The organism is Kineococcus rubinsiae (assembly GCF_011839805.1).
Lineage (GTDB): Bacteria > Actinomycetota > Actinomycetes > Actinomycetales > Kineococcaceae > Kineococcus > Kineococcus rubinsiae.
On sequence record NZ_VWPY01000001.1, the window covers coordinates 40395 to 51356 of the forward strand.

General features: G+C 74.9%; 11 protein-coding genes. 6 read left to right on the forward strand and 5 right to left on the reverse strand.

The genetic code is table 11. From position 1 onward, the window contains the following. Window positions 1-54 precede the first annotated feature (54 nt). The 6 genes from F1544_RS00155 to F1544_RS00180 all read left to right on the forward strand — a co-directional run bounded on the left by F1544_RS00155 (window position 55) and on the right by F1544_RS00180 (window position 7645). Entirely contained in the window at window positions 55-975 is a 921-nt protein-coding gene (locus F1544_RS00155; protein WP_167581300.1) for a proline iminopeptidase-family hydrolase, read from the forward strand. After that, entirely contained in the window at window positions 975-2393 is a 1419-nt protein-coding gene (locus F1544_RS00160; protein ID WP_167580792.1) for an APC family permease, read from the forward strand. Before F1544_RS00155 ends, F1544_RS00160 begins: the two co-directional genes overlap by 1 nt. Before the next feature lie 125 nt (window positions 2394-2518). Further along, window positions 2519-3625 (forward strand): aminotransferase class V-fold PLP-dependent enzyme, encoded by a 1107-nt coding sequence (locus F1544_RS00165; protein ID WP_308469788.1) that lies wholly within the window; start codon window positions 2519-2521, stop codon window positions 3623-3625. Between the two features lie 98 nt (window positions 3626-3723). After that, window positions 3724-4077, forward strand: a complete 354-nt coding sequence (locus tag F1544_RS00170; RefSeq protein ID WP_167580793.1) for a YtxH domain-containing protein — start codon at window positions 3724-3726, stop codon at window positions 4075-4077. A gap of 83 nt (window positions 4078-4160) precedes the next feature. Next, window positions 4161-5981: a thiamine pyrophosphate-requiring protein gene (locus F1544_RS00175; RefSeq protein WP_167580794.1), complete on the forward strand. Its 1821-nt coding sequence runs from the start codon at window positions 4161-4163 to the stop codon at window positions 5979-5981. A gap of 212 nt (window positions 5982-6193) precedes the next feature. Further along, window positions 6194-7645 (forward strand): DHA2 family efflux MFS transporter permease subunit, encoded by a 1452-nt coding sequence (locus F1544_RS00180; protein WP_444546806.1) that lies wholly within the window; start codon window positions 6194-6196, stop codon window positions 7643-7645. Between the two features lie 12 nt (window positions 7646-7657). On the opposite strand, the gene F1544_RS00185 is transcribed toward F1544_RS00180, so the two are convergent. The 5 genes from F1544_RS00185 to F1544_RS00205 are packed head-to-tail and all read right to left on the reverse strand — an operon-like array spanning window position 7658 to window position 10871. Continuing rightward, window positions 7658-8185 carry a DUF6328 family protein gene (locus tag F1544_RS00185; protein ID WP_167580796.1) on the reverse strand — a complete coding sequence of 176 codons (528 nt, stop codon included), beginning with the start codon at window positions 8183-8185 and terminating at the stop codon, window positions 7658-7660. Continuing rightward, a complete protein-coding gene (locus tag F1544_RS00190) occupies window positions 8182-8715 on the reverse strand; it encodes a DUF1697 domain-containing protein (protein WP_167580797.1) in 534 nt (177 codons plus the stop codon). Before F1544_RS00190 ends, F1544_RS00185 begins: the two co-directional genes overlap by 4 nt. A gap of 26 nt (window positions 8716-8741) precedes the next feature. Further along, on the reverse strand, window positions 8742-9338 hold the full coding sequence (locus F1544_RS00195) for a methylated-DNA--[protein]-cysteine S-methyltransferase (RefSeq protein WP_167580798.1): 597 nt from the start codon (window positions 9336-9338) through the stop codon (window positions 8742-8744). Beyond that, entirely contained in the window at window positions 9335-9952 is a 618-nt protein-coding gene (locus F1544_RS00200; RefSeq protein ID WP_167580799.1) for an RNA polymerase sigma factor, read from the reverse strand. Before F1544_RS00200 ends, F1544_RS00195 begins: the two co-directional genes overlap by 4 nt. Before the next feature lie 46 nt (window positions 9953-9998). Further along, window positions 9999-10871 (reverse strand): alpha/beta hydrolase, encoded by an 873-nt coding sequence (locus F1544_RS00205; RefSeq protein ID WP_167580800.1) that lies wholly within the window; start codon window positions 10869-10871, stop codon window positions 9999-10001. Window positions 10872-10962 lie beyond the last annotated feature (91 nt).

A 10962-nucleotide genomic window follows, 5' to 3' on the forward strand; every position in this document is an offset into this window, starting at 1 on the left:
TCCGCCGCGACGCTCCTCCCCGTGACCGCCACCCCCTCGCGCACGGGCGCCCCCGTGCACACCCTCGACGTCCCCTTCCGGGGCCACCGCACCGCGGTGCGCACCACGGGCGACCTGACCTCCGCCCGCCCGCTCGTCGTCGCCCACGGCGGCCCGGGCTGCACCATGGACTACGTCCTCGCGATCGCCGACCTCGCCGACCGCGGGATCCCCGTCGTGCACTACGACCAGCTCGGCAACGGGCGCTCCACGCACCTGCCCGACGCGGACCCGGCCTCGTGGACCGTGGACCTGTTCCTCGACGAGCTCGACACCGTGCTGCGCCACCTCGGCATCGACGGCGACTACGACCTGCTGGGGCAGTCCTGGGGCGGGATGCTCGCCGCCGAGCACGCCGTGCGCCGCCCCGCGGGCCTGCGCCACCTGGTCATCGCGAACTCCCCCGCCTCCATGCCGCTGTGGCTCGAGGCCGCCGCGGGGCTGCGGGCGCAGCTGCCGGCCGACGTGCGCGAGGCGCTGGACACCCACGAGGCCGCGGGGACCATCGACTCCCCCGAGTACCTGGCCGCGACGCAGGAGTTCTACGCCCGCCACGTCTGCCGGATCCAGCCGATGCCGGAGGAGGTGGCCACGACGTTCGCCTGGATCGACACCGACCCGACCGTCTACCACGCCATGAACGGGCCGACCGAGTTCCACGTCATCGGGACCATGAAGGACTGGTCGGTCGTCGACCGGCTGCCCGCCGTCCAGGTCCCCACCCTGGTCCTCAACGGCCGCTTCGACGAGGCCACCGACGCGTGCGTCGCGCCCTTCGTCGAGCGGATCCCCGGCGCCCGCTGGGTCCGCTTCGAGGAGTCCAGCCACATGCCCCACGTCGAGGAGCGCGAGCACTACCTCGACGTCGTCGCCCGGTTCCTCGCGGAACCCTCGAACGCCCCCACCACCCCCCTCCCCGAGAACCCGGAGCACTGATGCCCGACGCCGGCAGCGCCCCCACCGAGAACGCCGACCTCGAGCGCTTCGGGTACCGGCAGGAGCTCAAGCGGGGCCTCAGCCTCAAGCACCTGCTCGTCTACGGCCTCGTCTTCATGGTGCCCATCGCACCGTTCTCCATCTTCGGCGGCGTGTTCGACGCCTCCCACGGCATGGTGCCGCTCACCTACCTCATCGGCTTCGTGGCGATGATCTTCACGGCCGTCAGCTACCAGCAGATGTCGCGGGCCTTCCCGATCGCGGGGTCGGTCTACTCCTACGCGGGCCGCGGGATCTCCCCCTCCGTCGGGTTCCTCGCCGGCTGGTCGATCCTGCTCGACTACCTGCTCATCCCGACGCTGCTGTACGTCATCGGCGCCAACGCCATGGCGAACGTCTTCCCGTCCGTCCCGCAGCCGGTGTGGATCGTGGCCTTCGTCCTGGTGAACACCGTCGTGAACCTGCGCGGCATCGAGGCGACCGCCAAGGCGAACAACGTGTTCCTCGTCGGGCAGCTCATCGTCCTGGGCATCTTCGTCGGGTTCGCCGCGTGGGCCATCAGCGGCGGGATCAACGGCGCGAGCTGGACGACGCTGCCGTTCTACAACCCGGCGGAGTTCTCGGCCCCGCTGGTGTTCACGGCCCTGTCGGTCGCCGTGCTGTCGTTCCTCGGGTTCGACGCCATCTCCACGCTGTCGGAGGAGACCGTCGGCGGCAACCGCGTCGTCGGCCGCGCCACGGTCATCGCGCTCTGCATCGTGGCGGCCCTCTTCGTCCTGCAGACCTACCTGGCGGCCCTGCTGGAGCCGGGCATCACGGCCTACCCGACGACCGAGGCGTCCAACAACGCCTTCTACGACATCGGTCGGATGATCGCCGGGCCGTGGCTGCAGGTCGTCATCGCCCTCGCCGTCGCGATCGGTTCCGCCGTCGCGAACTCCCTCGTCGCGCAGTCCGCGACCTCGCGCCTGCTGTTCTCGATGGCCCGCGACGGCAAGCTGCCCGCGTTCCTCAAGGTGATCCACCCCGAGACCCGCATCCCCCAGCGCGCGATCCTGCTCGTCGCGGGCCTGAGCCTGGTGCTGGGCCTGTTCTTCGTCGGGCAGATCAACCTGCTCGCGTCGCTGTGCAACTTCGGGGCCCTCACGGCGTTCCTGCTGCTGCACGTCTCGGTCGTCGTGCACCACGTCGTGCGGCAGCGCTCGCGCCGCTTCGGCGTCCACCTGGTGGTCCCGGTGATCGGCTTCCTCATCATCGGCTACGTCCTCGTGAACGCCGACGTCAACGCCAAGGTCGGCGGCCTCACCTGGATCGTCATCGGGCTGGTGATCATCGCGGTGTTCAAGGCCACGGGACGCTCCACCGAGCTCCGGGCCAGCGACGCCCCCCTGGACGCGGCGGACCTCACGCCGCGCTGACCCCGCCCCACCCCACCTCGAGCACCCCGGCCCCCGCCGGGGTGCTCGTCGTGCGTCAGGCCCGGGACCCACCGGGCGACGGAACCGTCCGGGGCGAGGACCGCCGCGCCTGCGAGGATCGCCGCGTGGACAGCGACCTGACCCGGACGTGGCGGCGGATGCGGCCGGAACCCCGCCTGCTGCACCTGGACTCCGCCGCCGCGGGCCGCAGCAGCTGGGCCGTGCTCGACGCGGTCACCACCCACCTGCGGGCCGAGGCGAGCGACGGCGGGTACGTCGCCGCGGCCGCGGCGGCCGGCACCCTCGACACCGCCCGCGCGCACGTGCTGGAGCTGCTCGGCTGGGAGACCGGGACGGTCGCCCTCGTCCACAGCGCGCACGACGCCCTGCACCGGCTGCTGCTCGGCTGGGGCGCGGACCTGCCGGTCACGGTGCTGCACGCCGCCGGCGAGTACGGCCCGAACCTCGCGGTGCTGCAGGAGCTGGGCGTCGGGTCGGCCTCGGTCGAGGACCGGCACGCCGGCGGCCGCCACACCCCGGACCCCGCGGCGTTCGCGAGCGCCATCGCCCGCCAGCGCCCCGACCTGGTCCACCTGACCGCGCTCGGCAGCCACGTCGGGACGGTGCAGCCCGTCGAGGAGGTCGTGGCCGTGTGCCACGCGGCGGGGGTCCCGGTGGTCGTCGACGCGGCGCAGTCCTTCGGCCACGTCGACGCCACGACCTCCGCCGACGTCGTCTACGGGACCTCGCGCAAGTGGCTCGCGGGGCCCCGGGGCGCGGGCTTCGTCGCCGTGCGCACCGGTGTCGCGCAACGGCTCGGCCTGTCCCGCGACCCCGAGCCGCGGGAACCGCAGGAGGCCTCGATCGCGGCCCGCGTCGGGTTCGCGGCGGCCCTGGCCCAGCACGTCGACCTCGGGCCCGCCGCGGTGCGCGCCGGGCTCGCCGCCCGCGGCCGGCGCACCCGCGAGCAGCTCGCGGAGCTGCCCGGCTGGGAGGTCGTCGAGGCCCTGGACGAGGCGAGCGCCACCGTGACGCTGCGCCCGCCCGCGGGCGTCGACCCGGCCGGCGTGCGGGCCCGGCTCATCGCCGAGGACGGGATCGTCACCACGGCCGCGGGCGTCGAGCGCGCGCCGGGTGAGATGACGGGCCCCGTGCTGCGGGTCAGCCCCCACCTCGACGCCACCGACGCCGACGTGGACCGGCTCGCCGCGGCGCTGGCCCGACAGGGTTGAGGCGGGGGCCGAGAAGGGGCCCGAGAAGGGGGCTGACGCGCGCCCGGCGCCCCCCGCTGCCACAGTGGGGAGCCACCGATCATCAACGGAGGTACGCCATGAAGGGCAAGGCCCTCTTCCTCGTGGCCGGGGCGACCGGCTACGTCCTCGGCGCCCGCGCCGGTCGCGAGCGCTACGAGCAGATCAGCCGCGCCGCGGGACGGCTCTGGGGCTCCCCCGCCGTCCAGACGCGCGTCGTGGACCTCGAGGACAAGGCGACCGGCGCCGCGAAGCAGGCCGGCAGCAAGCTGCAGGAGCAGGTCAGCTCGACCGCCAGCTCCGTGGTGGGCGGCGTGAAGGCCAAGGTCTCCTCGTCCTCCGACTCGCCCTCGTCGTCGAGCTCGTCGACCTCGTCCTCCGGCGTCTCCGAGCCCCTGGGCGACCAGCACACGACCCGGCTCCCGACGGACTGAGCACGGCGCGGGTCCCGGCCGGGATCCCGCGCGCACCAGGGGTTCCGGGTGCGCACCGACGAGGTGGCGCCGACAGTGGGGGCATGAGCTCTCCCACCGTCGGTGACCACCTCGTCGCACGTCTGGGGCTGTGGGGCGCACGGCGCTTCTACGGCTACCCGGGCGACGGCATCGGCGGTGTCATCTCGGCCGTGGGCCGCGCCGTCCAGGCCGGTGACGCGGAGTTCGTGCAGGTCCGCCACGAGGAGGCCGCGGGCTTCGCGGCCACCGCGGACGTCAAGTACGGCGGGAGCCCGCTCGGCGTCTGCGCCGTGACGTCCGGCCCGGGCGCCGTGCACGTCCTGAACGGGCTCTACGACGCCAAGCTCGACCACATCCCCGTCGTCGCCCTGCTGGGGCAGAGCGCGACCAGCGCCCTCGGCACCTCCTACTACCAGGAGCTGGACCTCGTGCGGCTGTTCGGCGACGTCGCCGGGGAGTACGTGCTGCAGGTGACCGACCCCTCGCAGGTCCAGCACGCCGTCGACCGGGCGGCCCGGATCGCGCTGGAGCGCCGGACCGTCACGGCGCTCGTCCTGCCGAGCGACGTGCAGGACCTCGACGCGGTGCTCGAGGTCCCCGACGCCCACGGCTACACGCACACGAGCGCCGTCCCCGGGTCGCTGCCGGGCATCCCGCGGCCCGAGGCGCTGCAGCAGGCCGCGGACCTGCTGAACTCGGGGAGGAAGGTGGCGATCCTCGCCGGGGCGGGCGCGCTGGGGGCCACCGCGGAGCTCACCGCCGTCGCGGACGCGCTCGGCGCCGGCGTCGCGAAGGCGCTGCTCGGCAAGGCCGTGCTGGACGACCGGCTGGACTGGGTGACCGGGTCCATCGGCCTGCTCGGCACCCGGCCGAGCTACGACCTCATGCGCGAGTGCGACACGCTCCTCATGATCGGCACGACCATGCCGTACACCGAGTACTACCCCGCCCCCGGCCAGGCGCGCGCCGTGCAGGTCGACGTCGACGGCACCCGGTGCGGGCTGCGCTACGCCACCGAGGTGAACCTCGTCGGGGACGCCCGCCTGACGCTGGAGGCGCTGCTGCCCCTGCTGCACGCCGACCCGGACCCGTCCTGGCGCGAGCGGATCGCCCGCTGGAACACCGCGTGGCGCGCGTGGGGCGAGGAGCGGACGAACGCCGCCGCCATGCCCCTGAACCCCGAGCTCGTGGTGCGCGGGCTCTCGGAGCGGCTGACCGACGACGCGATGATCGCCGTCGACTGCGGGACCGCGACCAGCTGGTACGCCCGCGACCTGGACCTGCGCCCGGGGATGCTCGCGTCGCTGTCGGGGACGCTGCTGTCGATGGGTGGCGGGATGCCGTACGCCCTGGCCGCCAAGCAGGCCCACCCCGACCGGCCCGTGCTGGCGATCGTCGGCGACGGGGCCATGCAGATGAACGGCATCAACGAGCTCATCACGGTGGCCCAGCGCTGGCGCACGTGGAGCGACCCGCGCTTCGTCGTGGTCGTGCTGAACAACCGCGACCTGTCCTTCGTCGCGTGGGAGGCCCGGGCCATGCAGGGCGAGGTCCCGTTCGACGCGGCGATGGACGTGCCCGACCTGCCCTACGGCAGCTACGCGCAGCTGCTCGGTCTCGGCGGGCGGCGGCTGGAAGGTCCCGGCGAGGTCGCCGAGGCGCTGGACGAGGCCTTCGCGGCGCGCCGGCCCACCGTCCTGGACGCCGTCGTCGACCCGAACGTGCCGATGATCCCGCCCCACGTCTCGCTGCAGCAGGTGCTGGGCACCGCGAAGTCCCAGCTGCGCGGCGACCCCGCCGCGAAGGACATCGTCGTGGAGGGGGCGCGCGAGACGATCGGCGCGGCGGCGCGCGCCGTGGTGCGCCACGTCAAGGGCGACTGAGGCCCGCGCGCCACGAACCGCGTTGCGGTCCGGCGCTCCGCGTCCTTATTGTCGTCTCAAAGAGAAGCAGTCGCGTCGTCAGCGTTGCCGGCCCGTGCTCACCCCAACTCCCGGAGTCGACCTCGATGAGCACGTCCGCGCGCGCCGGCCAGGACGCCAGCGTCCCGGCCCAGCCGACCACCCCCTCCCCCCTGACCTCCCCGGCGGAACCCGTGTCCGCGCCCGCCGCGACGCCGCCGGCGACGTCGTCGCGCGCGACCACCCTGGCGCTGACCGTCCTCGTGCTCTCGGCGTTCGTGATGATCCTCAACGAGACGATCCTCAGCGTCGCCCTGCGCGTGCTGGGTGAGGACCTCGGCATCGCCACCACCACCGTGCAGTGGCTGACGAGCGGGTTCCTGCTGACCATGGCCGTCGTGATCCCGCTGACGGGCTTCCTGCTGGAGCGGTTCACCCCCCGCCAGGTGTTCGCGGCCGCCATGAGCCTGTTCTCCGCCGGGACCCTGGTCGCCGCCCTGGCCCCCGGGTTCGGCGTGCTGCTCACCGGCCGCGTGCTGCAGGCCGGCGGCACGGCCGTGATGATCCCGCTGCTCATGACGACGGTGATGCGCCTGGTCCCGGTCGAGCGCCGCGGCGCCACGATGGGCACCATCACGATCGTCATCGCCGTCGCCCCGGCCATCGGGCCCACGGCGGGCGGGGCGATCCTCTCCTCCCTCGACTGGCGCTGGATGTTCTGGCTCGTCCTGCCGCTGTCGGTCACGGCCCTGGTGGTCGGCAGCGCGCTGCTGCGCCTGCCGACCGAGACCCGCAAGGTCCCCGTCGACGTGCCGTCGGTGCTGCTGTCCGCGATCGGCTTCGGGGGCCTGCTCTACGGCCTGTCCACCGTCGGGGAGTCCGACCCGGCGGGCGGGATCGGCGCGTCGTGGGCCGCGCTCGTCGTGGGTCTCGTCGCGCTCGCGGTGTTCGTCACGCGGCAGCGCCGCCTGCAGCACCGGGGCGCGGCCCTGCTGGACCTGCGTCCCTTCGCGCACCGGCAGTTCACCGTGGCCGTCCTCGTCACCTCGATGATCTTCCTGTGCCTGCTGGGCGCCGGGGCGATCCTGCTGCCCCTGTACCTGCAGGGCGTGCAGGGCCGCAGCACCTTCGTCAGCGGCCTGGCCGTGCTGCCCGGCGGTCTCGCCCTCGGCCTGCTCGGCCGCCCGGTCGGCGCGCTCTACGACCGGATCGGCGCGCGCCGCCTGGTGATTCCCGGGGCGGTCGCCATGGCGCTGGCGCTGGGGTTCTTCGCGACGCTGCGCTCGGGGTCGACGCTGGGCGAGGTGATCGCCGTGCACGTCGTCTTCATGTCCGGCTTCGGCCTGATGATGACGCCGCTGATGACGAGCTCGCTGAGCCAGCTGACCGAGCACCTGTACTCCCACGGCAGCGCCATCCTCACGACGCTGCAGCAGGTCGCGGGGGCGCTGGGCACGGCGGTGTTCGTGACGATCGCGACCCGCGCGAGCCTCGACGCGACCGCCGGCCCGGACGCGCGGGGCCTGCACGCGGCCTTCCTCACGGCCGCGGGCGTCGGCGTCGTCATCGTGGTCCTGGCGCTGTTCGTGCGCGGACCGCGAGCGGGTGAGCAGCAGCCGGCCCGCGAGCCGGGTCTGCACGGCTGAGCGCCCCGGCGCTCAGCCCGCCGGCGGGCGGCGTCCGCGGTCGACGGCACGCACGGCCCGCTGCGGCATGAGGTACCAGCACACGACGATGAGCAGCAGCACCGCGCTCGCGGTGGCGATCCCGGCGACGCGGCCCGAGACCACGTCCACCACGAGCAGGACGCCGCCCGTGAAGACGAGGGCGACCGTCGCCAGCCCGGCCCGAGCGAACCGGCTGGCGGCGGCCACGAGGGTCGCCTTCGAGCGCCGCTGGAACAGGGCGCGGTGGTAGCCGACGGGGGCGACGAAGAAGGTCAGCGCCACGACGGCCAGCAGCAGGGTCGTCAGGTAGACCGCCCGCTGGAACGTGTCCAGCGTGTCGAACCGGGTCTGGAACGGCAGGGTCAGCAGGAACCCGGTGAGCAGCTGCACGCCGGTCTGCACGACGCGGAACTCCTGCAGCAGCTCGACCCAGTTCCGGTCGCTGCGCTCGGTCGGCGTCTCCCGGCGCAGCCCCGCGTAGGGGTCGTCGACGGAGTCCGGGGCGGCGTCGTCGCTCACCGGGACGCCACCGCCAGCACCTTCTCGACCGTGCGCAGGTTCCGCGTCGTGATGACGGGCTTCCACCGGGCCGCGGCCGCGAGCTTCGCGAACGGGGTGTCGGTGCTCGAGCCCTTCGCGACCCGCCAGTACAGGACGTCGCCCGCGAGCTGCAGCAGGTCCTCGCCGCCGGCGGGGTCCGCGAGCGCTGCCAGCTCCGCGAGCTGGCCCGCGTCGGAGGCGAAGACGCAGTACGGGTGGAACCGCTCGTCATCGCGGGGGAACGGGTAGGCGGCCGCGATCTCCGCGAGCCGCTGCGGGCGCACCACGACGACCCAGGCCTGGTAGCCGAACCCGTCGCGCAGGGCCTGCTCGACGTCGCGGGCGAGCTGCGCGGCGTCGTCCGTCGCCGGGTCCAGGACGACGTTGCCGCTGGCGAGGACCGTGCGCACGTCCGAGAACCCGGCGGCGCCCAGGACGCGGGCCAGGTCGGCGCTGCGCACGGTGACCCCGTTGACGTTCACCCCGCGCAGCAGGACCACCGCTCTCACGCCCGGCAGCCTCGCACGAACCGGTCCTACCGCGCTTCCAGAGCCAGCAGGCCGACCTTCGCGGCGGCGCCCCCCACGTACTCGCCGGGGGTGCCGTCGCTGCGCACGACGCGGTGGCAGGGCACCACGACGGGCAGCGGGTTGCGCGCGCACGCCGTCCCGACCGCCCGGACCGCGCCCGGGCGCCCGGTCAGGGCGGCCACCTGCGTGTACGAGGCGGTCGTCCCGAACCCGATGCGCGGCAGCACCTCCACGACGGCGCGGCGGAAGCCGCTCGCGAGGCTGAGGTCGAGGGGGACGTCGAAGCGGGTCCGCACGCCCGCGAAGTACTCGTCCAGCTCGGCCGCCACCCGGTCCAGCCGGGCCGGGGCGCGCAGGACGCGGGGGCTCAGCCGGTCCGCGAGCGAGCGCAGGACGGCGTCGTGGTCCTCCCGGTCGTAGGCGACCCGGACGAGCCCGCGGGGCGTCGCCGCCAGCAGCAGCACCCCCACGGGCGTGTCCAGCGTCCGGTACGCGACGTCGAGCAGGTCCTCCTGCGCCGCCCGCCGCGCCAGCTCCTGCGCGAGGCGCCCGAGCGTCTCCCGCTCCGCCGCCACGCCCTCGGGGACACCCGTCGCGCTCACCGCTGCTCCTCCCGCTCGCTCCGCTGATCCCCGTGAACCCTGTCGTTCCTGTCGCCGCTGTCGCCGCCGTCGCCCCACGCCCGGCGCAGCGCCCGCACCCCGTCCGCGGCCGCGCGCCGGGCCGCGGCCTCGCTGCCGCCGACGAGGGCGGCCACCTCGGCGTAGGGCAGGCCGCCGAGGTGGTGGTAGGCCACGCAGCGGCGCTGCTTGGCGGGCAGCTCGCCCACGGCCTCCCACAGGTCGGCGCGCCAGTCCCCCAGCAGCTCACCGCCCGCGCGCTCCGGCAGCTCCGCCGTCGGCGCCGGGCGCCGGGCCGCGGCCCGGTGCTGGTCGACCGCCTTGCGGTGCGCGATCGTCACGAGCCAGGCCCGGACGTCGCTGCCCGCGGGCAGGGCGGGGTAGGCCCGCAGCGCCGCGAGGAACGTCTCCGACCACGCGTCGTCGGCCGCGTCGGGGCCCACGACGGCGCGGCAGACCCGCAGCACCGTCGCCCCGTGCGCCGCGACGACGGCCTCGAAGGGCTCGTGCCCCGCGGCCACCGCGCGCACCGCGACCGGCGCACCGCTCACCGCGACACCGGCCACCACGCCGCCGCCCACCGGCACCTCCGTCATCACGTCCACACCTGATAGACGTCCGGGAGCGCCGGTCCGTGAGGTCTCACCGCACGCTGGACCAGCCGCCCGACAGCCAGCCCGCCATCCGGCCCAGGCTCGCGGCCGCCCCGGGCAGCTCGGGGGTGTTCAGGTGCCCGTGCAGCGTGCGCGGCTCGAGCTCCTGGCGCACCGGCACCCCGGCCTCCTGCAGGGAGGTCACGAAGGCCTCGCCCGAGGGCCGCAGCCCGTCGACCTCGCTGAGCAGGACGAAGGTCGGGGGCAGCGCGGCGAGCCGCTCGCGCGGGGCCGTGCCCGGCACGGCCTCGACGGGCGCGCCGTCGAGGTCGTCGGTCCCGAGCAGTTCCGCGTACATGCCGCGCACCTGCGGCGGGTCGAAGCGCCCGCCCGGCGGCAGGGCCGCGACCGCCGCGGCGAGGGCGGCGTCGGGCGGCGACTGGACGACGTGCAGCGTCGGGTAGGCCAGCAGCAGCGACAGCGGCACCCCGCCCCCCTCGTCCGCGGCACCGGCCCCTCCTCCAGCCAGGCGCAGGGCCGCGCCGGTGGCGAGGTTCGCGCCCGCGCTCGCCCCGCCCAGGTGCAGCCGGGACACCCCGAGGGCGGGGGCCTCGGCCTGCAGCCAGCGCCACGCGGCCAGCACGTCGTCGGAGGGGACGGGCCAGCGCACGGCACCGGAACCGCGGCGCCCGGCGCGGGCCAGGCGGTAGTCGACCGAGACGACGGTGACGCCGGCGTCGCGGGCCAGCACGGTGGCGACGCCGTCGGCCTCGGGCATGTCGAGGTCCCCGCCCGTGAAACCCCCGCCGTGGCACCACAGCAGCGCCGTGGCGGAACCGCCCGCGTACACGCGCAGCGGAACGGGGCCGTGGGGACCGTCGGCCTGCGCGGTCGTGGGTTCGAGAGGACGCGGGGTGCTCATGCCTCCCATCGTGCACCCCCGCAGCGAAACTCCCGCACCGTCGCTTCGAAAGGGCGGCGGTTGCGCTGCGGTTGCGATGGTTGACGCAGCG

Excerpts from the sequence above, each read along its gene's own strand:
- F1544_RS00200 (WP_167580799.1), bottom strand. The coding sequence starts at position 9,952 with ATGACGGAGGTGCCGGTGGGCGGCGGCGTGGTGGCCGGTGTCGCGGTG.
- F1544_RS00175 (WP_167580794.1), top strand. The coding sequence starts at position 4,161 with ATGAGCTCTCCCACCGTCGGTGACCACCTCGTCGCACGTCTGGGGCTG.
- F1544_RS00170 (WP_167580793.1), top strand. The coding sequence starts at position 3,724 with ATGAAGGGCAAGGCCCTCTTCCTCGTGGCCGGGGCGACCGGCTACGTC.
- F1544_RS00160 (WP_167580792.1), top strand. The coding sequence starts at position 975 with ATGCCCGACGCCGGCAGCGCCCCCACCGAGAACGCCGACCTCGAGCGC.
- F1544_RS00205 (WP_167580800.1), bottom strand. The coding sequence starts at position 10,871 with ATGAGCACCCCGCGTCCTCTCGAACCCACGACCGCGCAGGCCGACGGT.